The sequence below is a fragment of the Rhodococcus sp. EPR-134 genome (genome assembly GCF_001647205.1).
Classification (GTDB): domain Bacteria; phylum Actinomycetota; class Actinomycetes; order Mycobacteriales; family Mycobacteriaceae; genus Rhodococcus_F; species Rhodococcus_F qingshengii.
Window position 1 is genome coordinate 1 of the sequence record NZ_LVCT01000446.1, and the last position, 24,359, is coordinate 24,359.

Consider the following 24,359-nt stretch of genomic DNA (forward strand, 5'->3'; position numbering starts at 1 on the left):
GTCGACGCGGGACTTCGGGATCCCGTTCGAAGCAGCCATCCACTGCAGATGTGCACGCGCACTGCGATTGGGGTGCACCCACTTCGCATCCAGCAACGCACCGACAGTCCGCAACGGCGTCTTGAGCTCGCGGTACGGCTTGCCCTCGATCAACGCCGCACCCGACGTCGGCTGATCCAAACCCAGGATCATCCGCATCGTCGTCGACTTACCGGCACCGTTCGGGCCCAGGAAGCCCGTCACGATGCCCGGCTTGACCGTGAACGACAAATCGTCCACCGCTTTCGTCGGTCCGTAAACCTTGGTCAATCCCCTCAGCTCGATCATGAGGACCAGTCAACCATGAAAACCGAACTGTCGGAACTTTCAGACGCCAACGGAGAAAGGCGTTGCGTCCGTTCGCTATCGAGGCTAGTATCGAATGTATGTTCGACACTACCGGGGGGTAAAAGTGACGACGCAAGTATCTGAACAGGCCATATCCAAACAGGCGATATCCGAAGAGACCATCGGACAATTCCGAGCATCACTCGTCAGCATGGATCGATCCATCGACAACGCAGCACGCGTGGATCTTCTGCGCGCTTTGGAAGAGTTGAAGGCCAGTTGCGCTGGTGCCCAGGCATTGCTGGCTGCCGATCTCGACGCGTTCACCCGCAACGACCGCGGCGAACGGGGAGTGCCGCGCGCATACCAAGGCCGTGGAATCAACGCGCAGATTGCCCTCGCACGGCGAGAGTCGGCTTGGTTTGGAACTCAGCATCTGAACCTGGCCCGCGCACTGAACGACGAGATGCCTCACACACTTCGACTACTCGTCGACGGCTCCATCAGTGAGCATCAAGCGACGATCCTCATGCGCGAGACTTCATGTCTCACCGCCCAGGATCGCGCTACATTGGATCGCGAGTTCTGCTGCGACGCTGCAATCTTGGACGGATGCGGCAACCACCAACTGACACAAAGAATCCGCGCACGCACTGCCGAAATAGACTCCGACAGTGTTGCCAGACGAGCACGCAAAGCCGTGGGAGACAGACGAGTGACGTCACGGCCTGCGCCCGACACGATGTGCTGGCTCAATGTATTTCTTCCCGTGGCCGAAGGTATCGCCGTGCACGCCACGCTCAGGCGCGACGCAGATTCCGTACTTGCCGGCGGGGACAAGCGCACCCGAGCGCAAATCATGGCTGATCTCCTGGTCGAGCGAGTTACCGGAATCGGCCGCGCCACACCGACACCCGTCACCGTGAATCTGGTTGTCTCCGACCAGTCATTGTTGGGCGAAAATTCCGACCCGGCGTACGTCCACGGGTACGGACCTGTACCAGCCGCTATTGCACGCGAATGGATCACCAAGGCCAGCGAAGACTCCGAAACGGTGGCAACGCTCCGAAAGCTCTACGCACGCCCCGATACGGGCGCACTGACCGCAATGGAATCCACGGCGAGAACCTTCCCGAAGGGGTTGGCGCGATTGATCGAACTCCGTGATCGAAGCTGCCGTACTCCGTGGTGCGACGCGCCGGTTCGCCACCGCGACCACATTCGCGATCACTCGAGGGGTGGCCTCACCAGCGCAGCCAACGGTGCCGGGTTGTGTGCGGCATGCAATTACGCGAAACAGGGCTCGGACTGGACTGCCGAACCTGTACCAGGTAACCGGCACACCTTCACCACAACGACACCTACCGGGCACCGGTATTCGTCTGAGGCTCCGCCACTTCCGGCACCCTGGACCAGTCCGGATGCGGCCTAAGTTCCTCGGTGAGCCAATGCGTTCACGAACACCTCGGAAATCTCCGAGGGGTCACGAGCGATGTACGTCGAACCGCCGGTCACGCGGGAGATATCGGCGAGCGCCGCCGCGTCTGCGTCATCGGTGATGCCGATGGTGACGATGATGACCGGACGCGCCGGATCCTGCTCGCGTGCAAGTACATCGAGCAACTGTTCACGGCTGATGCTGTCAGGATCTTCGTTTGCGCCGTCGGTCAAGATGATGACGCTGTTGACTGCTCGCGGATCGTACGATTCCTGAACCTTACGGAATGCGGCCAGCGTCGGGTCGTACAAACCTGTGGCGCCACGTTTGAGTTCGGTGAGCCGGTTCGCCTGATCTGCCATCAACTTTCGTTGAGTCACACCGTCGACGATCGTGTCGTAGCGCCTGATCGGCACCAATTCCTGGAAGTCCTGGGTTCCGTTCATACCTTGGGAAAACGCCCAGAGACCGGCAGCGACGCTGTCTGGGAAGACCTGATTGCCGGCCAGAGCAGCAGCAGTGGTCAACTGCATGCGCGTCTTGCCGCCTGCCGCCGGGTAGTCCATCGACGCAGACACGTCGATCGCAACGAGTGTCCGGATCGGCTTGGCCATCAGAGCCCAAGCGCCCAGTGTCTGATCGGCCACCGACTGTTCGGACACGGTCAGTGCCGTGACGTCACCGACTCCACCTTCGACGGCTCCACCGCCGGAAGTACGGAACCCGCTGCGCGTCAGCACTTCCTGAGCAGATTCACTGTGCAACAGCTCGGCGATGGCGTCACTCTTCTTGGCTGCGGCGTAGTGCCGGTCCGGTGCCGAAGCACTGACCACCAGGGGGTAATCCATGATCATGGTTCCCGTCGCCGGTACTGTCGCGGAAATCTTCGACTCGGCCTTCGTGAACTCGACGACCTGTTGCTCGGTCGAAACACCGACCTTTCCGGAGCTGACCAATTCGGTGAGCATCTTCTGTCCTACCGGCTGATCTTCGGTACGAACACTCTCCGCTTGCGCATGGGGTACGAGTGCCGCTCGAACGGATTCGGAGGTGGCCCCGGTTTCCGCGAGAGCTCCGAGAATGGGCGCCGACGCAACCCCTGTGAACAACGGATTGCCCAACGCCAGATCGGGAACCTGTAGCGCCGTGAGCCAACTGGCAAACTGTTCGCCACCGCCGGAGGCAAGTACGACAGGCGAGGTGGCGATCGAACCGCCGGCGGCAGCGACCGGCCCTTTGGCCGTCAATGCAGCTTTGCCCACCCACGCTGTCGAATCCGGTATCCACATGTCCGGAGCGTCCACGCCCTTACCCAAAGTTCCCGCAACGTCCCCGGGCAGCGCAGAGGTGACCGTGATCCGTGAACAGCCTGTCTGCTCCGGCGACGATTCTGCGAGGATCTCCGTGACTGCCGGCGCGATCGCAGGATCCGCTGCCAGCGAGTACTCGTCGACGCTCTCGCAGGAATCGGACTGTGTTGCCTTGAAGACCACCACCCCGGTGGCGACTACCGCGACGGCAACCAACCCACCCACTGCGTAGAACCCGATCGACCGCCCGCTGTCAGGACTCGAATGCCGTCCGCCCGCCATGAAATCTGCCCTTCCGAGGCCACTCGCACTCAGGCATACCGACGGTATGCGCGCGACTGGAACTGTCCCTACCGGGCGGTAGTGTAGCCAAGAACACAGAAATTCCAACTAGCGCTGAATCGTCGGAGAACCGGCGAGCCCACATTTCGGGACAGGCCGGCCGAATTCACGAACCTTCAAGCGTCGCAGCGACTTTTCAGCAAACTGACCTGCTAGAGCAGCTCACGCTTCTGAACCTTGCCCATCGCGTTACGTGGCAGAGTCTCGGCAAATCGAACCTCACGGGGACGCTTATGCGCCGACAACTCCGCCCCCACCAACTCGACCAATTCGGCTTCGGTGACCTCGGGAGTCCCGGGCTTACGGACTACGACGGCGATGATCCGTTGCCCCAGATCGGCGTCGGGGACACCGATCACCGCAACTTCGGACACCGAAGGGTGCCCGAGGATGGCGGTCTCGATCTCGCCGGCGCCGACTCTGAATCCACCGGATTTGATCAAGTCGATGGATTCGCGGCCGACGATTCGGTGGAACCCACCCTCGTCGATGACGGCGACGTCACCGGTCTTGAAGTAGCCGTCCTCCGTCCAGGACTCGGCGGTTGCGTCCGGACGGTTCAAGTAGCCGTCGAAAAGCATCGGCCCACGTACCTGTAGGCCGCCGATACTCTCGCCGTCGTGCGGCACATCGTTGCCCTTCTCGTCACGAAGACGAGTCTCGACTCCGCGCAGCGGCACGCCGACCCACCCCGGGCGTCGCTCGCCGTCGAAACGCGTGCTCAGGGTCAGCATCGTCTCACTCATGCCGTAACGCTCGATGGGCGTCAATCCTGTTCGCTCCCGCAGCTTTTCGAAGACAGGCACGGGAAGCGGCGCACTACCGGAGACCAGAAGTCGGGCACCGGACAACGCGCGGGCAGCTTCTTCGTCTTCGGCGATACGCGACCAGACGGTGGGGACACCGAAGTAGAGGGAGCCTTTGGCCCTTGCGTAGTTTTCCGGCGTCGGCTTGACGGTGTGGATCACCCGGCTGCCGATCCGGAGGGGGCCGAGGATTCCGAGAATCAGTCCGTGCACGTGGAAGAGCGGAAGCCCGTGTACGAGGGTGTCTCGCCACGTCCAGTCCCAGGCCTCGGCGAGCGCGTCGAGCCCGGCTGCGATAGCCGAGCGACTGAGCAGAACGCCCTTCGGTGGGCCGGTAGTTCCGGACGTGTACAGGACGAATGCTGTGGACTGCGGTGCCGGTTCGGGATAGCTGTGCCACGAGCGAGCGTGCAATCGGACGGGAACCACGGGCAGACCTTCGCAGTGGTCGTCCGTTTCGCCGAGCCACGCCTGGGCACCGGAGTCACGCAGAATGTGCTCTCGCTCAGCCTTCCCCGAGTCCGGCGGGACCGGCACAACGGTGACGCCGGCAATCAACGCCCCGACGACGGCGAGAATCGTTTTTGCTGTGGGAGTTGCCAATACGGCAACCCGATCGGCCTGCGCCACTCGCTCCGCGACCGAGGTCGCGGCACCGAGAATGGCACTCCGCGAGAGAACCGTGTCACCGATCGTCACGGCGTCGTCGAGGTCGTCACCGCGGGCAACAGCAAGGGGGTTCAAGGATCTCAGCAGCACCACGACAGCATCTCACAGCGCGGATGGTCGCAAACTTTCTCCTGCCCGACGCGCGTCCATCGAGTGCGGAGGGAACAGCGTCACCAGCGCAGCCCCCAAGAGCGCCCCGGAAAGCACCGCGAATCCGTGTGCGTCGTCGACCGTCACCAATGTTGCGCCGCCGACGACAATCACGACCGTCAGAACAATCTCAGGCATTCGCGGGCGCACCAGAACGCCGATGCCCGCGGCCGCCGCTGCCAGAGCAAGCGTGGCACCGGAGTTGCCTGCGCCGGTCGACGGGAAGACTGCGGTGGTGAGCAAACCGAACAACAGTTGACCGAGCAGGAAGAGTGCCCAACCGCGTGCGGCGCCCCAGAGCCGAAAAGCAGGCGGCGCCACCACTGCCAACGTGAGAAGGTTGGCAACCGTCCCGGCAAGGCCGCCGTCCTGGACGAACACCGACGTCAGGATCCGCCACCACTGACCGTCGCGGATCAACGTGGGATCACGGCGAAACATGTCCAACAGTCCCGGCATCAGCGCCTGCAAAATTGACGGCACTGCCACCACGAGCCAAAGCACAACGGCCGAAAGAGGTAGGTCTCCGAGTATTCGACGATCCTTCAGCCACGCGAGCATCAGCGCGATCGAGGCAACAACGACGGCGACAATCAGTACCGCGTCCAAGCCGCCGGTCCCTGAGGTGGTCACAGCGCGACCTTACATCGGACCGATACCGACATCAGGGAACCTGACACCTGGGAAAGCACACGATTCAGGCGGAGAGGCGCTTTGCTGCCGCGGCGATTCGTTCGTCTGTTGCAGTGAGCGCGATCCGCACGTGCTTGCTCCCGCTCGGTCCGTAGAACTCACCGGGGGCAACGAGGATCCCACGATCGGCGAACCAACTGACCGTCGCTCGACATTCCTCGCCGCGCGTCGCCCAGAGGTACAGACCTGCCTCGGAATTGTCGACGGTGAATCCGGCGCCTCGAACAGCTTCGATCAACACACTACGACGCTCGCGGTACCGCTCGCGCTGGATGTTCTCGTGTTGGTCGTCGCCCAAGGCTGCGGTCATCGCCGCCTGGATCGGTAGCGGCAGGATCATGCCCGCATGCTTGCGCACCTCGAGCAGTTCCGACACCAGAGCCGGATCACCGGTGACGAACCCGGCGCGATAGCTCGCGAGATTGGACGTCTTCGAAAGTGAGTGGACCGCAAGCAAACCGGTCAGATCACCGTCGTTGACACGAGGATCGAGAATGGAGAGCGCATCGGCTTCCCACGTCAATCCGAGGTAGCACTCGTCGGAGACGACGATGGCGCCGCGCTCGCGCGCCCAGGCCACGACCTTCTGCAAGTGCTCGAGGCCGAGCACCTTGCCGGTGGGATTCGAGGGCGAGTTCACGAAGATCATCGCCGCCGACTCGGGACCGAGCTTGTTCAAGCCGTCGGCGCGCAGGACACGAGCACCTGCCAGTTTCGCTGCGACCTCGTACGTCGGGTACGCCAACTCCGGAATGACCACCAGATCGCCGGCTCCGAGACCGAGCAATTTCGGCAGCCACGCGATCATTTCCTTGGTACCGATGGCCGGCAGCACCGCTGCCGGATCGACGTCGGGAATGTTGTAGCGGCGATCCAGTGACTCCGCCACGGCCTCGCGAAGCGCGAGCGTGCCATGAGTCGTCGGGTATCCGGGCACCTCGGCAACAGAGGCCAGAGCCTCCTGAATCACCGGGTCCACCGGATCCACCGGCGTCCCCACGGACAGGTTCACGATGCCGTCGGGATGAGAGTGCGCCTTCGCCGTGACATCGGCGAGCGAATCCCACGGAAAATCAGGAAGCCCAGCGGCCACCGGAGTACGAGACAAGATCTCTATTCCTCACCCATGGGAGGCAGCGCCTTGATGAACGGCGTGTCGTAGTCGACCTTGCCGAGCTTGGCCGCTCCACCCGGTGAGCCGAGATCGTCGAAGAAATCGACGTTGGTGCTGATGTACGCGTTCCACTGGTCCGGGACGTCGTCTTCGTAGAAGATGGCTTCGACGGGACAGACAGGCTCACACGCGCCGCAGTCGACACACTCGTCGGGGTGGATGTAAAGCATGCGTCCACCCTCGTAGATGCAGTCGACAGGGCATTCTTCGATGCACGCCTTGTCCATCACATCTACACACGGTTCAGCAATCGTGTAGGTCACTGCCGATCTCCCTGCCTTCCTGTCGTGCATCGCCGCCGCAACACGCAGTTGCAAGGGGCCAAAAATCCGATACGACTCTCACGTACCGCGGGAACAGCCTATTATCCCCCTGCCGACCGACTCTGAGCAGGCGGGGGTAACACATTTCAGCCTACTGCGGTGATGTTCCTCGACCGAATCGCGATCCACTTCTCCCCCAGAGCGGCCGCGCGTACCAGTGCGCCCCGCTCACCGAGGTAATCCGCCACGACGCCGACCACCGGAATCTTGCCGATGATCTCGTACGGTTTTGTCCGAGACGGCCGCTTGTGCAACTCGTCCGTGATGGCACGAAAAGTCTTGGACGTGCGCCACAACGTTCCGATGAGCGCGAACGGGCGCCAGGTCTCGTCGGCGCCGCCGGCTGATTTCTCGGCGAAGTCCTCTCCGGTGAGAAGCTCTCGAGACTTCGTCTCACGCCGGCACAGCACCGACGCCAGGAGGTCCACCTGCTGATCCCGTTCGGTCACTCCGTGTTCACGGGCAACCGCAACGAGCACAACGGCCTGATTCGCGAAGGCCAGCAGGTCCTGGATCGGCAACCGATTGAGGAGGACGCCGAAGATGCCGGGAAACGCGACGGCGACGGTGTTGAGTGCACCCAACCGGGTCGTCCACCACTTCGAGCGCTGCTCGTCGGTCATCACCGACCACGCCGCCGTCCCGGGGAACTTGACGACGTCGAGGACCCAAGCGGCCGCGTCCAACACCATCGCAGCAGCGTTTCGCTCGGGATCGGTCGGCTCGAACGTCCGACGTTTGATACCGAGCGGATCGCTGTAGGCGAGGTCGAGAACCGGGTTGATCCCCCACACCGCTCGATCGAGAACCTCGACGACCTTGCGGTCCCCCAGTACGTCAGCCATCAGGCAATCGCTCCTTCGCGTCGTGCATGTGTGGTGGTTCGTTCGCGTGCCGGACGTCCGATTCCCTCGGCGATGGCGCGCAGTTCTGCGACGGTCTTCTCGGAACCGTGTTCGGAGCCGGCCATCCGCGAGATCGTCTCTTCCATCAGCGTTCCGCCGAGGTCGTTGGCGCCGCCGTTGAGCATCATCTGCGTTCCGGTGATGCCAAGTTTGACCCAGCTGGTCTGGATATTGGGTATGCGGCCGTGCAGCATGATGCGTGCCAACGCGTGCGCAGCGCGGTTGTCCCGATTGGTCGGCCCTGGCCGTGAAGCGCCCGCCAGGTACAGGGGCGCGCTCTGGTGAACGAACGGCAGCAGCACGAACTCCGTGAATCCGCCTGTACGGTCCTGGATTCCGCGAAGAACGTTCAGGTGCCCGACCCAATGGTGCGGCTGATCGACATGCCCGTACATCATCGTCGAACTCGACCGCAGCCCCACCTCGTGGGCCGTGGTGACCACTTCGATCCATTCCGCCGTCGGCAGTTTGCCCTTGGTGAGGATCCAGCGCACCTCGTCGTCGAGGATCTCCGCTGCCGTACCGGGAATGGTGTCCAGGCCCGCCTCACGAAGGGCTGTCAGCCAATCCCTGATGCTCTCACCACTGCGCGATGCACCGTTCACGATCTCCATCGGAGAGAACGCGTGGACGTGCATCGACGGCACGCGCTTCTTGACGGCCCGGACCAGGTCGGCGTAACCGGTGACGGGAAGTTCCGGATCGATACCGCCCTGCATGCACACCTCGGTTGCGCCGGCGACGTGCGCTTCCCACGCACGGTCGGCGACCTGCTCTGCCGACAGCGTGAACGCGTCGGCGTCACCCTTGCGCTGCGCGAACGCACAGAATCGGCAGCCCGTGTAGCAGATGTTGGTGAAGTTGATGTTCCGGTTCACCACGTAGGTGACGTCCTCGCCGACGGCATCCTTGCGCAGCGCATCCGCCAGTGCCACAACGGCTTCCAGGCCCGGGCCCTCCGCCGTGGCAAGGGCCAGGTACTCGTCGTCGGAGCATCCGGCCGGGTCGCGTTCGGCACTGCGGAGGGCAGCCAGCAGGTCGGTGTCGACGCGAATCGGAGCACTGAGTTCGAGGACCTGTTCGCGCACGGTCTCCCAGTCGCCGAACGCACTGCCCAGGTCACTGCGGGTCTCGGTGTTGCGCCCGTCCGTGTCGATCTCGGTATTGAGATCGACGCGTCCGCTCGATTCCCACGACTCGTCCGGTTCCTGCCACGGTCGACCCACCGGTTTGGTGTCGGGCAGGGCGAGGCCGGTCTTGGGGTCCGCCAGCGCCTGCACGTGACCCGCAATGCGCGGATCGATCCACGGAGCCCCGGCCAGGACATATGCCGGTTGAGCCGCAGTGCGTTCGGTCAGCGTGAAGCCGCCCTCGGCGCTGATCTCGGCCAAGGTCTCGAGATTCGGCCAGGGACGCTCGGGGTTGACGTGATCGGGGGTCAACGGTGATACCCCGCCCCAGTCGTCCACGCCTGCGCCGAGCAGCGCGAGGCACTCGCTGTTCGAGACGAGATTCGGCGGACTCTGAATCCGCATCGTCGGCCCGAGCAGCAGGCGTGCGACGGCGATGGCCGCGAGAAACTCGTCGAGTCCAGCATCAGGCGTATTGCGCATCGCGGTATCGGGCTTGGCCAGGAAATTCTGAATGATCACTTCCTGGATGTGGCCGAACGCCTTCTGCGACTTGCGTATCGCCATGATCGACTCGGCACGTTCGAGGAAGTTCTCCCCGATGCCCACAAGAATTCCCGTGGTGAAGGGGATGTTCAGTCGGCCTGCGTCGGTCAGGGTGCGTAGCCGAACCGCCGGGTCCTTGTCCGGGCTGCCGTAGTGGCACTCACCCTTGTCGGTGAACAGCCGGGTAGCGGTCGTCTCGAGCATCATGCCCATCGACGGCGCAACGGGCTTGAGCCGCGAGAGTTCCTGCCAGCTCATCACACCGGGATTGAGGTGTGGGAGCAGGCCTGTCTCCTCGAGTACCCGGATCGACATCGCTCGCACGTAGTCGAGGGTGGAGTCGTAGCCGCGTTCGTCCAGCCATTGCTTGGCTTCCGGCCAGCGAGCCTCGGGGCGATCCCCCAGCGTGAACAACGCTTCCTTGCAGCCCAATTCGGCGCCTGCCCTGGCAATGTCCAAAACCTCGTCCGGTTCCAGGAACATGCCGTGCCCAGCGGCACGCAGCTTCCCCGGCACCGTGACGAATGTGCAGTAGTGGCACTTGTCCTGGCACAGACGGGTCAGCGGAATGAAAACTTTTCGCGAATACGTCACGGTGTTCGGCCGACCCGCTGCCAGCAGACCGGCATCGCGAACCTTGGCCGCCGAAGAACACAGATCGGTCAGATCGGTTCCCCGTGCCTGCAGCAGCGTTGCCGCCTCGTCGACGTTCAGGGTCGCTCCGTCGCGTGCACGACGGAGAACTCGCCGCATCGCCGACGCTGACGGGCCGGGCGACGGACTGGACGAGGCGGACGCGGAAATACCTGGCATCGGAAGCATGGTGGGTTTGCCGGAGTCATCACCAGTTCGGTTCACCTAGCGATCATGCGCCATGTGGGACGACTAGTGCCACCCGGTGCCAGAAGTAGGAGGCCTCACCGCCCCGACACCGCCTCGATCACGACGGCCGGTAGTCGTCGTCGACCGCAACCTCGACTCGTTGATCCACCACGTCAGCCACTGGCGCGTCGAGCGGAATGTCGGTCAGATCGGGTTCTTCAGGGGCGTTCGGATCTACGGGTGTCGATTGTTCGAGCGCATCTGATTCCGGAGCCTCCGGGTCGAATGTCGCATCTTGTTCGGTCATCACGTGCTCCCTTCGCGGTCGCCACACTCCACGATAGGGCCGATGTCGACAGATCGCCCCTCACTCGACCAAAGTAGTGCCCATGACTGCGCCGCAACCGCTGACCATGGCCGACCCGTTATGGCGACCCAGCACCAAAGCCCCGAGGCTGTGGGCAATCACTGCCTCACTGTTCTGGGTACCCGTCATCGTCGCCGAAATCGTCTGTGCCGTCTTGGTACCCGGAATCCCGTCCTGGGTGGTCGGCACCGTATTCGCAGTCACCGTACTCTTCGCTGCCACCTACATTCTGATGGTCCCGGCGTGGCGGTATCGGGTCCACCGATGGGAGATCAGTGACACCGCGGTATACACCCGCACCGGCTGGTTCACCCAGGAGCGACGCATCGCACCGATCTCGCGCGTGCAGACCGTGGACACCGAGCGCGGACCGATCGACCGCATGTTGGGTCTGGCAACCGTCACGGTCACGACAGCGTCGTCGGCCGGGGCCGTGAAGATCTCCGCACTCGACCAGGAAGTCGCCGACCGCACGGTGGCTCAACTGACGGAGATCGCGGGTACCAACGTGGGAGACGCGACGTGAACGAGAAACAGTTGGGCGACCCGACCGCGATCGAGATCCCGGTAGAGGCGGAAACGGCAGCTGCCGAGGCCGCGGAAGAGGAACAGCCCTGGCTCCGCCTCGACCGACGCATGCTTCTGGTCCACCCCGTCAACGAAGTCGTCAAACTGCTCCCGGTCCTACTCGTCTCCGTAGTTCTCGGCAGCCAATCCGGAAACCACTGGTGGGGACTCGGCGTCGTCACTCTGCTCGTCATCTTCGGTTTGTTGCGGTATTTCACCACCACGTACCGAATCGGACCCGTCCACGTTCAACTGCGCACCGGGGTCTTCCAGAAAAAGCTGCTCTCCGTCCCGCGTAGCCGCATCCGATCCGTCGACGTCGAGGCCGGGGTCATGCACCGGTTGCTCGGACTGTCGATCGTGCGCATCGGTACCGGCCAGCGCGCCGGGAGCGGCCACGATTCGAACAAGTTCGAGCTCAACGCCCTGTCGACCGCCCTGGTTCCGGACCTACGCGCCGCACTGTTGGCCGGCGCCCAGCAAGCACGGCGACTGGAAACCCCGGGCACGCCGGTCGAAAGCATCACCGAACCGGTCGACACCGAAATCGGTCACTGGGAACCGAGTTGGGTTCGCTACGCCCCCTTTTCGTTCACCGGAATCGCCATCATCGCAGCCATCATCGGCATCTCGTTCCAATACGGCATCGGCACTGCCGTCGCGAAATCCTCGGCAGTAAGCGACAGCTTCGACTCACTCGAGAGCCTCGGCATCGCACTGATGGTCGTCATCGCACTCGTCGTGCTGCTGGTGCTGTCGAGTGCACTCGCCTGCGTCCAGTACCTGATCGCGTTCGGCAACATGAAACTCACCGACAACGGCCGCATCCTGCATGTCAGTCACGGCCTGTTGAAGACTCGGCAAACCACACTCGACCGCGCCCGCCTCCGCGGCCCGACGCTCAAGGCACCGCTCCTGCTGCGATTGGCCCGCGGCGCGCGGCTCGACGCCATCATGACCGGGGTCAGCGCCGACAAGAAGGAATCTTCGCTACTGCTCCCGCAGGGACCGCGCAGGGAAGCCGAGCGAGTGATGGCCACCGTGATCGGTGACTCACGCCAGGCGTCCGCCCCGCTGATCCCGCACGGCCCGGCCGCGCGGCGTCGCCGGTACACCCGAGCACTGTTCCTCGCCGCGGTGGCGTTCCTGGTCTGTGTGGCGTGCGCGGCTTCTGGACTCGATGTACCGATCTACGCGTGGTTCGGGGGCGCCGTACTCGCCATCGGTGGCACCGCCCTCGCCTACGACCGATACAACGGCCTCGGCCACGCAGTACTACCCGGATGGTTGATCACCCGAAACGGCTCGCTCGATCGCCAGCGTCACAGTCTCGAATCCGAAGGTGTCATCGGATGGACGGTGCGCGAGACGTTCTTCCAACGACGCGCGGGAGTGGCAACCGTCGTCGCCGCGACGCCCGCCGGCACCGGAAGCTACGAGGTGATCGATCTCCCCGCCGAGAACGCGTGGGCATTGATCGAAGCCGTCACTCCGGGCGGTGGCGACGTGTGGGCAGGTCGTCGATGATGAGCCGCGCCAGCGAACCGAGACGCGATCGCTCCGGCTGGATGGTCGGAACACCGAGGAGTTCCAGCGGGGCGGCCGTCACCGGTCCGACGCAGTAGGTCGGTACCGGTCCGCGCATCGCTGCGACGAACCGCTCCAGCTCGCCCATTTCTTTTGCCGTGCTGAGCATCGAGGAGACCGCGGGGGCACTGGTGAAGGTCAGCGCGTCGATCGCACCGGAACGAACTGCAGCGACCAACGCGCGGACCGGCGACTGATCCGGCGGCCGGATCCACCGATAGACCGATACCGGAGTGACAACCGCGCCGATGTCGGCGAGGGAGGCGCTCAGGTCCGTCAACGGCTCCCATTCGGTGATGGTGCCGTGCAACTGGACTGCGATGCGCAAGCCTGCCACTCCCTCGCTTCCGAGATGTGCCAGAACTTCCTCGGACGACTCACCCGAAGGCGACCATTCCTCGCGCAGTCCGGCGCCTCGGATGGCACCCGTCGCCTTGGGGCCGCGGGCGATGATGCGCGTGTGGGCGAGAGCCCCGAGGAACTCCTCGGTCAAACCCCACGAGGCGACGGCGTCGAGCCAACCCCTGAAGCCGATCCCGGTACTGATCACGACCAATTCCGGAGGATCGGCAATCAAAGCGGACGTCTGAGTCCTCAGGTCTCGATCGTCCACCAACGGCAGCACATGGATCACCGGTGTCCGCACGATCTCCGCGCCTCGACGTTCGAGGAGCGTCGCAAATTCTTCGACACGCCGTTCTGCGGTCAAGGCGATAGTCGCACCCGCCAAATCATGTTCAGCCACAGGCTGAGTGTCCCTTATGCACGGGTCAGTTTCCTACGCGCGCGCCGAGAACTATTGCGAGCTGAGGGTGGCGAGTCTGTTGATCGCCACCTTGAAGAGGAAAACGGCGACCGGAGCGATCGCACCGACCAGCAGCAGGAAGGTCAGAGGGGACGAAAGCACGAGTACGTCGCCGCCGGGGCCGCCCACCATGCACACCAAGAACCCGACGATCCAACCGGCGAGCGGCAATGCGGCCCTACCCGGCGTCGTAACCGTGCGGGCGGCGATCACCAATACGAGGTTCGCGGTCGCGGCTACGAGAATGCTGATGGGAAATGCCGTCGTACCGAGATGAGTCGGCAAGAACAGGACGGACAACACCGCGCACAGAAATCCGTCGAAAATCAGGACGCCGAGGATGACAGGGTCGAGCCACGACAGCGACGTTCCTGTCGAGGCGTCCGTGTTGTTCTCGACGGTCGTCATGGTTTTGATAGTGGTCTATCGGTCGTCATCGCGCGAGCGCGGGGTCCCTCCCGACAAGCACCCCGGCTCGCGCCCGAAAAGCACGAAGCTGATCAGGGAACCGGCGGGAACCCGAGCAGAGTCAGCAAATGACTCTGCTGATCTGCGAATGCGTAGAGCGACCCGTAATACAAGTCGTGGTAATAACCAGCCATCGGACGCAACGAATCGACGAAGGCGACGATCTGGTTCTGCAGGTCCCAGTTGTACATTTCTTCTGCCCCCAGGCTTTGCTGTTACCGAAAGGACCACCCATCCGGTGACACGCATCACACACCACTACGGCGTCGATCGCAATGCCTGTGAGCCGACGCCCAGGTCAGCTGTGCAGCCCGCCGAACAGATCGCGCTCGCGGCCGTCCTCACCCACCGGACCGAGCGCGCCGGCGGCCAATACGAAATGCTCGACCGTCAGGATCGGTTGGACCACGTTGTTCGACAATGCGAACTCGGCTCGGCTCGGGGCTACCGTCACCTGAGTGGCGTGGGCGCTCAATGCCCTCGCCTTCGCATCGATGACGCCTCGAACGTCGATTGCCGTCGTCACGTCTGTGTCCTCGACGCTCGGCAATTCCCCGGGCTCGGGCAGACGCCAGTTCTCCGGGAACTCGGAAATCCCCGCGATGCCGCGTTCGAGTCCGCTGCGCTCGGTCACGGTCCAGTAGAACTTCGGAGTCGACCACGGCTCGCCGGTCTCGGGATACGCGGTCGTTCCTGCAGCTTCGACGGCCGCTGTCGTGATCGCGTGCGCCTGGATGTGATCCGGGTGCCCGTAGCCGCCGTTGGGGTCGTACGTGATCACGACGTGCGGCCGAATCTCACGAATGACGGAGACCACCGCGCCGACTGCTTCGTCGAGTCGAGCATTGACAAAAGCACGGGGATTGGCGGCCGAAGGTGTGCCGATCATTCCGGAGTCGCGATACCGACCGGCACCGGCGAGGAAGCGAGGAGCGGCACTGCCCAAAGCCGACAAAGCAGCGCTCAGTTCCGCGATCCGGTAGCCACCGAGTTGATCGGCCTCGGAAGCCACGAGCCCGGCCCACGCATCACCGATCACTTCGCCTTCCTCCCCCAACGTGCAGGTGAGGACTGTGACCTCGACGCCTTCGGACGCGTATCGCGCGATGGTGCCACCGGTGGTGATCGTTTCGTCGTCCGGATGTGCGTGCACCAACAGAAGTCGCTTCGCCGACGCGGTCACTTTTCCACCCTCACCCAGTCCGTAGCGTTTCCGAATATCCCCACCTGCACCGGCCCGTCGAGGACCACGCCCTCGACTCCGGTCCCGACCGCGACCAGCGCTCGGCTCTGCACGATCGGCAAAACCGCCGCAAGATCCCACAGCCTGGGTTCCGCATCGGCGATCAACGACCCCAGATCCCCGATGCCACTGAGCGCTTCGTCGATCCGACCTTGCAACGCCGGATCACACAGCCCGGACAGGTTGCTCGGAGCCTCGACGCTTGTCGTTCGGATGGGCTCCGGTGTCTGCGACGGCGTCGGTGCGGGCACTGCCGAACTTGTTGCCGGAGTGGAAGGTGCGCTCGGGCAACTGAACCGCGAGGCCAGCGAAGTGGCCGTGTCGGCGCCTGCCCGGCTCCAACCGACGATCATGTCGACGCGTCCTGTCGTCAGGTCCTCGCCGTAGAGTTCCTCCGGCGCCACCGATTCGACGGTCGCCAGGATTCCCACGTCACGCAATTCGTCGGCAGCGGTGTTTGCCACGGCGATCGCGATGTCGTCGTTTTCGGGAGCGCCGATCAGCAGTGTCAACTGGGCGCCGTCACGGACGATCGATCCGACCGTTCCAGTGCCCGTGACGATTCCGGTGGGCGGTGCCGTCAGGTAGCCGGCTGCGGTCAGCTCGCCCAGTGCTTGCTCCCTGGTCGGTTTCGGCGGCGCGGTGGGCGCATATCCCGGATCCGACGGAGCGAGAATCTGAGCTTTCACCGGGGCGGACGCCGATTCACTCCCTGCCGCCACCACGGCGAGCAGGTCCGGATCGAGCAGTCCCAGAACACCTTTACGCACCCGAACATCCGCGAAGTTCTTGCTTCGCCCGTTCACGTTGATGTCGAGAGTGCGCGGAACGTAGGAGAACGCCGTCCTGACACCCGGGATTGCAGACAGCTGAATATCCGTGGCACTACCCGAATGAACCTGCGCCACTTGGGCATCGTCGGTACGCAGCGCATCCGCCAACTGCGCAGCCGTTCCTCCGCGTCGCAGAACTATCTGATCCGGGTCTGAAGGCTTGCCCCAGAATCGGTCGTTGCGTTCGAGCACGATTTCGTCCCGGCCGCGGTCGACCGAGCGCACGTGAAAGTGGGCTCCCGACACCGGAATCCCCTCACTCAGGCCGGTGCTGAAACCGCCGGGAGTGTCCTTGATCAGGTGGGACGGAAGAATATCGGTGAACAACTCTCGCCATGCCGGATACGGCGCACGCATCACGACGTTGACCGTTTTGCCGCCGCCGGACGAGTTCACGTCGTCGATCATCTGATAGCCCGCGGGATTGACCACACCGGGAACCGAGATCATCTGCTGCCACAGGTAGCGAAAGTCTTCTGCCGCAATGGGAGCGCCGTCCGACCATTGGGCTTCGTTGCGCAGTTGGTAGCGAATCGTGAACGGGGCCTCCGACGTCACTTCAGCGGAAACGAGGAAAGAATCGTCGATCGCCCACTCCGTCGCGCCAGGTTGTGTGGGCGAATTGATCGGGCGAAACGCACTGGGCAGTACGAGGTTGCCGACTGCGGAGTTGACCGGCGACTGATCCGCGAGCAGGTGCGGGTTGAATCCGCCTCCCACCTCGTCGATTGCCACAGTGACCTGCTTCATCGCCGGAACGACCGGAGTCGGTGTGGGCTTGACGGTTTCGGTGCTCTCGACCGGAGGCGGCGGATCGGCTGTACATGCAGTCAGTGACAACGCCGTCACTGCCACTGCCAACGCCAGGTAGCGACGTCCTGAGGCCACAGACAATTCCTTCCGTACGGGGCCGCGTCGCCCCTTTGCAACTCGATTCCCTGGCAGATCTTTCGCCTGGAAACCATGAAGGCGAATGTACCTTTCCGCCGAAAACTCGGCTGAAAGGCACATCCGCCTGTCAGGTTGTAACCGACGAAAGACTACAGAGCAGCCTTGTCGCGTGCCTTGCTACGTGAACGCTCGCGAGCGCGCTCGGTTGCGTTGAGGTGCACCTTGCGGACGCGAACGTCCTCCGGGGTGACCTCGACGCACTCGTCGCTGGAGCAGAACTCCATCGCTGCTTCGAGTTCGAGCTTGATCGGCTTTGCGAGGGTCTCCATCACGTCTGCGGACGACTGACGCATGTTGGTCAGCTTCTTCTCGCGAGTGACGTTGATGTCGAGGTCTTCCTGACGCGGGTTGATACCGACGACGTGTCCCTCGTAGGTGTCTGCGCCGGGCTCGACGAAGAAGGTTCCGCGGTCGGCCAACTGGATCATGGCGAACGGCGTCACCGTGCCGGAGCGGTCCGAGACGAGCGAGCCGGTGTGGCGCGCACGGATCTCGCCGGCCCACGGGCCGTATCCGTCGAACACGGCGTTGGCGATACCGGTTCCGCGGGTTTCCGTGAGGAAGTCCGTGCGGAAGCCGATGAGGCCACGCGAAGGAACGATGAACTCCATGCGAACCCAGCCTGCGCCGTGGTTCGACATCTGGACCATCTTGCCCTTGCGGTTGGCCAGGAGCTGCGTGATGGCGCCGAGGTACTCCTCGGGGCTGTCGATGGTCAGCTCTTCGAAAGGCTCGTGAACCTTGCCGTCGACGAGCTGCGTGACAACCTGCGGCTTACCGACGGTGAGTTCGAAGCCTTCACGACGCATCTGCTCGACGAGGATGGCGAGCGCGAGCTCTCCACGACCCTGGACCTCCCACGCATCGGGGCGACCGATGTCGAGGACCTTGAGCGAGACGTTACCGACGAGCTCCTGGTCCAGGCGGGACTTGACCATGCGTGCAGTCAGCTTGTGACCCTTGACGCGACCGACGAGCGGTGACGTGTTGGTGCCGATAGTGACCGAGATTGCCGGCTGGTCGACGGTGATGCGGGGCAGTGCGACCGGGTTCTCCAGATCGGCGAGGGTGTCGCCGATCATGATGTCCGGGAATCCTGCGACGGCGCAGATGTCACCGGCGACGGCGACCTCACCGGGAACGCGCTCGACACCGATGGTCGTGAGGAGTTCGGTGATCTTGGTCTTCGTGACGACGGGCTCGCCGTCGACCTCGCGGCACCAGGACACGGTCTGGCCCTTGCGCAGCTCGCCGTTGTGGATGCGAACGAGTGCGAGGCGACCGAGGAATGCGGATGCGTCGAGGTTGGTGACGTGAGCCTGCAGCGGTGCGTCGACCGAGCCCTTCGGCGCGGGGACGTACTCCATCAGCACCTGGAAGAGTGCGGTGAGGTCCTCGGCGTTGGGAGCCTTGCCGTTCTCGGGCTGCACGGTCGATGCCTTGCCTTCGCGACCGGACGCGTAGAGGACGGGAAGTTCGAGTGCGAGCTCAGCGGCTTCGGCGGCCTCGTCGGACAGGTCCGATGCGAGGTCGAGGAGCAGGTCCTGAGCCTCGGTGACAACCTCTTCGATGCGGGCGTCGGGGCGGTCCGTCTTGTTGACGACCAGGATGACGGGCAGCGAAGCGGCGAGTGCCTTGCGCAGCACGAAACGCGTCTGCGGCAGGGGTCCCTCGGAAGCATCGACGAGCAGGACGACGCCGTCGACCATGGACAGGCCGCGCTCGACCTCGCCACCGAAGTCGGCGTGGCCGGGGGTGTCGATGACGTTGATGACGGTGATGGAACCGTCTTCGTTGACCTTATGTACTGCGGTGTTCTTCGCGAGAATGGTGATGCCCTTCTCGCGTTCGAGGTCGCCGGAGTCCATAACGCGATCGACCAGCTCGGCGCGCTCCTCGAACGCGCCGGACTGACGAAGCATGGCGTCGACGAGGGTGGTCTTGCCGTGGTCGACGTGTGCGACGATGGCAACGTTACGGAAGCTGGTGATGGTCACGCGATGGCTCTCCTGGCTGAGTTGATTCGGCCACGCGAAAGTCAAGTCGCACGGCTCTTCTGGTGGCCGCTGCACGAGTGTGTGATCCGAATCAGGGCACGAATCGCCTGAGAAGGCACCGCGGCCTAGTAAATACTACTCGCTCCGGGCTGATACTCCTGCATTGTGCGGCCTCTATCACCGCCCCCACCAGCGAATAGTGATCTGCACCACGCCGATGCGCGTAGGATTACGACCTGGAGAAACAGGTCATTTAAGGGTACGCTAACCTCGTTCCAAGAGCGGGCTCTCCGCCGTAGTGAAACAGGAAAGCCGCAGCGTCACATGGGAAAAGTCAAGGCAAGCAAGGTCTCGCAGCTCAAACCGAAGAAGAAGTGCTGCCGCAAGAAGACGCGGTGCATCAAGTGTCCCGTCGTCATCATGCGGATGAAGAAGCTCGAGAACGAGGGCGCATCCAAGAAGGAACTGAAAGCGGGTCTCAAGAAGGCTCGTGCGGCGTAAGCGCGCTCAATTCCGCGAGTAACTCGGGGATCCAGGCTCGATCGTTGTCCACCAGATCCATCGACAACAGTTCTTCGGCGTCGACCCATGTCAATTGAGCATGGTCGAGCGCGACCGGTTCTCCCGACACTAACTCCGCCCGGTAGGCCCGCAGGACCAACCCAGGCGACAGTGGCACGTCGACGCCGATTCTGGCGCCGCATCTCACCTCGACCGCCAGTTCCTCGAGCAGCTCCCGCGCCAACGCGTTCTGTGGCGATTCGAATTCTTCGACCTTCCCGCCCGGCAGCTCCCAACGACCGGCCAAAGCCGGCGGACTCGTCCGCTGCGCGAGGAGCAGCCTTCCCTCGCGGAAGATCGCACCGGCGACAACTTCCCGATCCCTTGCAGGTGCATCACTCATCGCACCATGATGGAGTATGGCCACTTTGTTGTCCGACTCCGCGATCCAAAACGCTCTCGACGAACTGCCCGCCTGGCAACTGTCGCCAGGGTCGATCACTCGCACGGTCGACTCCGCGACATTCCCGGACGCCATCGCACTTCTTCAACGCATCGCGGCAGTCGCCGAGGCCGCGGATCATCATCCCGACATCGACGTTCGCTGGCGAAAGGTCACGTACACGCTTTCGACACACTCGGCGGGCGGTCTCACGGAACTGGACTTCGACCTTGCCCGTCGAATTGACGTACTCGTCGACGATTCGGTCCGTTTCGACTGATCTTCGAGTGAACAAACCTCGCAATCTGACGTAACAGTTGCATCAACTTTCACATAGATCACTTCAGTCACAGGTATGGTCGACGTAAATCACGATCGAGGCCGGTCATGCCATAGACTCCCCCCGGTGCGTAGCTGCTCAGCAACTGAACAGCTGTACAACCCGGGGGCTCTGTACATAGAGTGACCCCTCGAGCCGTCAAACGCGGAGCTCGCCTAGGCGCCCGCGCGGTATGACTAAGGATGGGGAAACAGTGCTTCGAACCCGAGGTATGCGAAAGGCGTTCACCGCCGTCGCTATTGCCGCAGTAGCAGGACTGGCATTGCCGGCACAGGCAATGGCCGATCCGGCAGCACCGCCCGCACCCGAAAGTGTGCCGATCGAGTTCCTCGCATCGTTTGCGCCCGCCATCATCGGCGCCGCCGCAGGTCCGGCCGATGTTGCAGGCGGACCGCAGCAAGCGTTGCTCGACCAGGCTCGCGCGATCCTGAACTCCCCAGGCATTCCGCCCGAGATCAAGGCCACCCTCGAGAAGGTCATCACCTTCCTCGACGGCAGCGGCGGCGGCGGACCGGCGATCCCGGACGAGAACGCCCCCGTCATCGCGCAGTTCCTCTACCCGACGCTTGGCAAGGGCTGCATCTCGGCCACCGCCGATTCGGTCGGAACCGCACTTGCCGTTCCCGGCCCGGCTCACCTGCCTCCTCCCGGTCCCGCTGCCGGTCAGGCCGGATTCGTCTTCACCGCTCTCGGTACGGCTCCCGCCGTCGACGACCAGCCGGTGCCGATGACCGTCACCTGGGTCAACATCGACAACCAGCGCAGCGCCACCCAGAACTTGACCAACGCCGCACGCATCAACCCGGACGGCCCAGCCACTCTGTCGGCTATCGCCGATACCGGCCCCGGACGCGTTCTCTCGGTGATCAGCGGTTCGCTGACCACCCAGCCGGAAGGCGCAGATCGCATCACCTGCAGCTTCCTTCCGACCGTGGGCATGTTCGCGGTAGCTTGATCGAAGTCTTGTGAAAGGGACCCACCGAATTTCGGTGGGTCCCTTTTGCATCTCCGATCACCGTGATAGACCCGATAGATGGGACATCTACGAGTGGACATCACGCACGGTCGTCCAGAGAAGAAATCCGGCCCAGACCAGTCGATACGGTCACACAAGTCGACGCGATCGATACTGTCCATCCGATCCGAGGGGTCCATTCTCTCGATCGGATCGGCGTACTCGATCCTGTCGATCGGTAGCGTCGGCTCTTTTCTTTCGATCGGAAGCATCGGGTCTACGGCGTCGGTCCTGAGTTCGGGCTCGTTCGCCAGTCTCGGGTCCGCGCTGTCCGGTCTCTCACGTTGGTCACTGCTCTCCTGGCGTGGAAATCATGCAGCCCCCGAAGAACACCCGAAACTTGTTGTCATTGCGCCGGAATCGGATTCGAGCGATCCGGACCGCTCACTACGATCCGTCTCGCACTCTCAGACCTGATTCGGTCGCGGCCATTCGCGGCCTTCCAGCGCTTCGACCGAGGTATTGAATTGCCGCAGTAGGTCACCGAGCGCGAGACGCTGCTCCGGCGTCCACTCGCGGAGGACCTTTTCGACACCGGCTGTCGAATGTTCGCGATCAGCACGAAGTTTCGACAGCCCCTGCGCCGTCGGCCGGACCTTTCGCGCGAGCCCTCCGTCCGGATCCTCCACTCGCTCCACCAAGCCCTGACGCCTCAGCGCGCCGATCTGCCGGTTGATGGTGGAGATGTCGAGCGAGAAAGCGCAGGAGAGCTCCTTGAGGCTCATGGGATGTTGCAATTCCAGTCGACCGAGCAGTAGATACGCCGACCGGTCCAGATGAAGTTCGGCCCGTTGTGCGAGCGCGTGGTAACGCGAGAGCAGAGTCAACTCGTACTCGATATTCACCAGATCAGGGTCCCGGTCCATCCTCATATTGTGCAGACTACACACGATGTGTAGCGTGCACACTGGGGCGAACGCACCAATCAGAACACGCCATGGCGGGAGCCGCATGTCCGTTCACGCAGGGTCGTCCAATGTCGACGAGAAAATCCCCGACACGAACTACGCATCCTCGGGTCCAGTGCTCACCGTTCTAGGACTGTGCGGAATCGTCGTCGCCTTGATGCAGACGCTGGTAGTCCCCATCATTCCGCAATTGCCGCACCTGTTGAACTCCACTCCCGCCGACACCTCATGGGCGGTCACCGCAACACTCCTCGCCGCCGCGGTGATCACGCCGATCAGCGGGCGCCTCGGCGACATGTTCGGCAAGAAACGAATGCTGCTGGTCAGTCTCGCGATGGTCGTTCTGGGCTCGGCCATCTGCGCGATCGCACCATCACTGATCGTGCTCGTTGTCGGCCGTGCACTTCAAGGAGCATCGGTCGGGGCAATTCCATTGGGCATAGCCATCATTCGTGACGTTCTTCCACCGAAGAAAGTGGCCGGCGCGATGGCGGTCATGAGCGCCACCCTCGGCGTCGGCGGTGCGATCGGACTGCCGATCGCCGCGGTGATCGCCCAGAATGCCAACTGGCACTTCCTCTTCGTCACATCGGCAGTGTTCGGGCTGATCTGCATCGCACTGGTTGCGTTCGTCATTCCCGAATCGACCGTACGACGCCCGGGACGTTTCGACTTCGTCGGTGCGCTCGGCCTCACCGTTGGTCTGATCACCCTGTTACTCCCCATCACCAAGGGCGGAACCTGGGGATGGAGCGACGCGAAAACCCTGGGGCTCCTTGCGGTTTCCGCGCTCAGCTTCCTGATGTGGGGATGGTGGGAACTTCGACGCAACGCACCGCTGGTGGACCTCCGCGTATCGGCCCGGCCGCAAGTTCTCTTCACCAACTTCGCGTCGATCGCCGTCGGTTTTGCCATGTACGGCAATTCCCTGACGCTCCCCCAACTGCTCATGGCACCGACGTCCACCGGTTACGGACTCGGACTGTCCATGGTTGCAGCGGGGCTCGCACTGGCCCCCGGCGGACTCGTCATGATGGCGCTCTCGCCCGTCTCCGCTCGAATTTCGGCTTGGCGCGGCCCGCGAATCACGTTGATGCTCGGCGCCCTGGTCATCGGATTGGGTTACGCCTTCGCATATTTCACGGTGTCGAGCGTCTGGCAGGTCGCCGTGGCCGGAATGTTCATCGGAGCGGGCGTCGGGCTCTCGTACTCGGCCATGCCGGCCTTGATCATGGGCGCAGTCCCCATCACGGAATCTGCAGCCGCGAACGGACTGAACTCACTGATGCGATCGATCGGCACGTCGACGTCTGCCGCGATCGTGAGCGTCGTCCTGGCCGGAATGACCATCACCGTCGGCACCGCAGTGATCCCCTCGTTCGAGGCGTTTCGTGCCACGTTCCTGATCTCCATCGCCGCCGCCGTCGTGACGATGGTGTTCGCCGGGTTGATTCCCAAACAGAAAGTCTCGTAGGGGAATCAACCCGGCGGAGGACTCACTTCTCCGAAGAGCCTTCGATGCTGCCCGTCTGCAACTTCGACAGAAGTGTGTAGATGAAATTGATGATGATATCCACGTGGTGCCCTCTCACATAACGGGTCCCCGACCCGCCAACGACGGTACCGCAGAACCCTCCTGCATCGAATCGCCGACAATCAATTCTGCAACGTGTTCTAATTTGAGGCGACGACTACCCGAG

25 protein-coding genes are annotated in these 24,359 nt (G+C 63.2%); 8 read left to right on the plus strand and 17 right to left on the minus strand.

Annotated features, from left to right (window positions below):
* Positions 1–327: ATP-binding cassette domain-containing protein (locus A2J01_RS20665; protein WP_156519339.1), on the minus strand; the 327-nt coding region annotated here is incomplete at its 3' end.
* Positions 328–538: 211 nt separating this feature from the next.
* On the opposite strand from A2J01_RS20665, the gene A2J01_RS20670 reads away from it, so the two are divergent.
* Positions 539–1,759 (plus strand): HNH endonuclease, encoded by a 1,221-nt coding sequence (locus A2J01_RS20670; RefSeq protein ID WP_230691683.1) that lies wholly within the window; start codon positions 539–541, stop codon positions 1,757–1,759.
* On the opposite strand, the gene A2J01_RS20675 is transcribed toward A2J01_RS20670, so the two are convergent.
* From A2J01_RS20675 to A2J01_RS20710, 8 genes are all read right to left on the minus strand, one after another.
* Positions 1,756–3,357, minus strand: coding sequence for a substrate-binding and VWA domain-containing protein (locus A2J01_RS20675; protein ID WP_064113469.1), 1,602 nt, complete (start codon positions 3,355–3,357; stop codon positions 1,756–1,758). The genes A2J01_RS20670 and A2J01_RS20675 overlap by 4 nt on opposite strands.
* Before the next feature lie 212 nt (positions 3,358–3,569).
* Positions 3,570–4,982, minus strand: coding sequence for an acyl-CoA synthetase (locus A2J01_RS20680; RefSeq protein WP_007726254.1), 1,413 nt, complete (start codon positions 4,980–4,982; stop codon positions 3,570–3,572).
* Between the two features lie 12 nt (positions 4,983–4,994).
* Positions 4,995–5,675, minus strand: coding sequence for a rhomboid family intramembrane serine protease (locus A2J01_RS20685; protein WP_064113470.1), 681 nt, complete (start codon positions 5,673–5,675; stop codon positions 4,995–4,997).
* A 64-nt stretch (positions 5,676–5,739) separates the two neighbouring features.
* A complete protein-coding gene (dapC, locus tag A2J01_RS20690; RefSeq protein WP_039972669.1) occupies positions 5,740–6,843 on the minus strand; it encodes a succinyldiaminopimelate transaminase in 1,104 nt (367 codons plus the stop codon).
* A gap of 5 nt (positions 6,844–6,848) precedes the next feature.
* A complete protein-coding gene (fdxA, locus tag A2J01_RS20695; RefSeq protein ID WP_003945248.1) occupies positions 6,849–7,172 on the minus strand; it encodes a ferredoxin in 324 nt (107 codons plus the stop codon).
* A gap of 146 nt (positions 7,173–7,318) precedes the next feature.
* Positions 7,319–8,077, minus strand: a complete 759-nt coding sequence (locus A2J01_RS20700) for a hypothetical protein (RefSeq protein ID WP_003945247.1) — start codon at positions 8,075–8,077, stop codon at positions 7,319–7,321.
* Positions 8,077–10,635, minus strand: coding sequence for a bifunctional FO biosynthesis protein CofGH (locus A2J01_RS20705; RefSeq protein ID WP_003945208.1), 2,559 nt, complete (start codon positions 10,633–10,635; stop codon positions 8,077–8,079). Before A2J01_RS20705 ends, A2J01_RS20700 begins: the two co-directional genes overlap by 1 nt.
* 118 nt (positions 10,636–10,753) lie before the next feature.
* Positions 10,754–10,942, minus strand: a complete 189-nt coding sequence (locus tag A2J01_RS20710; protein WP_003945217.1) for a hypothetical protein — start codon at positions 10,940–10,942, stop codon at positions 10,754–10,756.
* 82 nt (positions 10,943–11,024) lie between these two features.
* On the opposite strand from A2J01_RS20710, the gene A2J01_RS20715 reads away from it, so the two are divergent.
* Complete coding sequence (locus A2J01_RS20715; RefSeq protein WP_042926352.1) at positions 11,025–11,528, plus strand: PH domain-containing protein; 504 nt, start codon at positions 11,025–11,027, stop codon at positions 11,526–11,528.
* Positions 11,525–13,096: a PH domain-containing protein gene (locus A2J01_RS20720; RefSeq protein ID WP_082900918.1), complete on the plus strand. Its 1,572-nt coding sequence runs from the start codon at positions 11,525–11,527 to the stop codon at positions 13,094–13,096. The genes A2J01_RS20715 and A2J01_RS20720 overlap by 4 nt, the downstream gene beginning before the upstream one ends.
* On the opposite strand, the gene A2J01_RS20725 is transcribed toward A2J01_RS20720, so the two are convergent.
* The 6 genes from A2J01_RS20725 to typA form a co-directional block, all read right to left on the minus strand.
* Positions 13,056–13,901, minus strand: a complete 846-nt coding sequence (locus A2J01_RS20725; RefSeq protein WP_003945251.1) for a uroporphyrinogen-III synthase — start codon at positions 13,899–13,901, stop codon at positions 13,056–13,058. The genes A2J01_RS20720 and A2J01_RS20725 overlap by 41 nt on opposite strands.
* Before the next feature lie 51 nt (positions 13,902–13,952).
* Positions 13,953–14,369 (minus strand): hypothetical protein, encoded by a 417-nt coding sequence (locus A2J01_RS20730; RefSeq protein WP_064113471.1) that lies wholly within the window; start codon positions 14,367–14,369, stop codon positions 13,953–13,955.
* 92 nt (positions 14,370–14,461) lie between these two features.
* Positions 14,462–14,620 carry a hypothetical protein gene (locus A2J01_RS36515; RefSeq protein ID WP_003945210.1) on the minus strand — a complete coding sequence of 53 codons (159 nt, stop codon included), beginning with the start codon at positions 14,618–14,620 and terminating at the stop codon, positions 14,462–14,464.
* Between the two features lie 107 nt (positions 14,621–14,727).
* Positions 14,728–15,612: an N-acetyl-1-D-myo-inositol-2-amino-2-deoxy-alpha-D-glucopyranoside deacetylase gene (gene mshB, locus A2J01_RS20735; RefSeq protein ID WP_064113472.1), complete on the minus strand. Its 885-nt coding sequence runs from the start codon at positions 15,610–15,612 to the stop codon at positions 14,728–14,730.
* On the minus strand, positions 15,609–17,393 hold the full coding sequence (locus A2J01_RS20740) for an ABC transporter family substrate-binding protein (RefSeq protein ID WP_007726274.1): 1,785 nt from the start codon (positions 17,391–17,393) through the stop codon (positions 15,609–15,611). The genes mshB and A2J01_RS20740 overlap by 4 nt, the downstream gene beginning before the upstream one ends.
* Before the next feature lie 152 nt (positions 17,394–17,545).
* The gene (gene typA, locus A2J01_RS20745; RefSeq protein WP_064113476.1) at positions 17,546–19,453 is read right to left on the minus strand and encodes a translational GTPase TypA; all 1,908 of its coding nucleotides are present in this window, start codon (positions 19,451–19,453) and stop codon (positions 17,546–17,548) included.
* Between the two features lie 324 nt (positions 19,454–19,777).
* Between typA and A2J01_RS36520 the strand changes: the two genes are divergently transcribed.
* Positions 19,778–19,954 carry a hypothetical protein gene (locus tag A2J01_RS36520; RefSeq protein WP_003945207.1) on the plus strand — a complete coding sequence of 59 codons (177 nt, stop codon included), beginning with the start codon at positions 19,778–19,780 and terminating at the stop codon, positions 19,952–19,954.
* Here A2J01_RS36520 and A2J01_RS20750 read toward each other — a convergent pair.
* A complete protein-coding gene (locus tag A2J01_RS20750) occupies positions 19,932–20,357 on the minus strand; it encodes a (deoxy)nucleoside triphosphate pyrophosphohydrolase (protein ID WP_007726279.1) in 426 nt (141 codons plus the stop codon). The genes A2J01_RS36520 and A2J01_RS20750 overlap by 23 nt on opposite strands.
* A gap of 16 nt (positions 20,358–20,373) precedes the next feature.
* On the opposite strand from A2J01_RS20750, the gene A2J01_RS20755 reads away from it, so the two are divergent.
* From A2J01_RS20755 to A2J01_RS20765, 3 genes are all read left to right on the plus strand, one after another.
* The gene (locus A2J01_RS20755) at positions 20,374–20,676 is read left to right on the plus strand and encodes a 4a-hydroxytetrahydrobiopterin dehydratase (RefSeq protein ID WP_003945236.1); all 303 of its coding nucleotides are present in this window, start codon (positions 20,374–20,376) and stop codon (positions 20,674–20,676) included.
* Positions 20,677–20,947: 271 nt separating this feature from the next.
* Positions 20,948–21,691: an Rv1157c family protein gene (locus A2J01_RS20760; protein WP_003945233.1), complete on the plus strand. Its 744-nt coding sequence runs from the start codon at positions 20,948–20,950 to the stop codon at positions 21,689–21,691.
* A 78-nt stretch (positions 21,692–21,769) separates the two neighbouring features.
* Positions 21,770–22,168 (plus strand): hypothetical protein, encoded by a 399-nt coding sequence (locus A2J01_RS20765; protein ID WP_042448789.1) that lies wholly within the window; start codon positions 21,770–21,772, stop codon positions 22,166–22,168.
* Here A2J01_RS20765 and A2J01_RS20770 read toward each other — a convergent pair.
* The gene (locus A2J01_RS20770) at positions 22,159–22,617 is read right to left on the minus strand and encodes a MarR family winged helix-turn-helix transcriptional regulator (RefSeq protein WP_003945257.1); all 459 of its coding nucleotides are present in this window, start codon (positions 22,615–22,617) and stop codon (positions 22,159–22,161) included. The two genes, A2J01_RS20765 and A2J01_RS20770, sit on opposite strands and share 10 nt — an antisense overlap.
* Before the next feature lie 85 nt (positions 22,618–22,702).
* On the opposite strand from A2J01_RS20770, the gene A2J01_RS20775 reads away from it, so the two are divergent.
* Positions 22,703–24,133, plus strand: a complete 1,431-nt coding sequence (locus A2J01_RS20775; RefSeq protein ID WP_047270338.1) for an MFS transporter — start codon at positions 22,703–22,705, stop codon at positions 24,131–24,133.
* Positions 24,134–24,359: the final 226 nt, after the last annotated feature.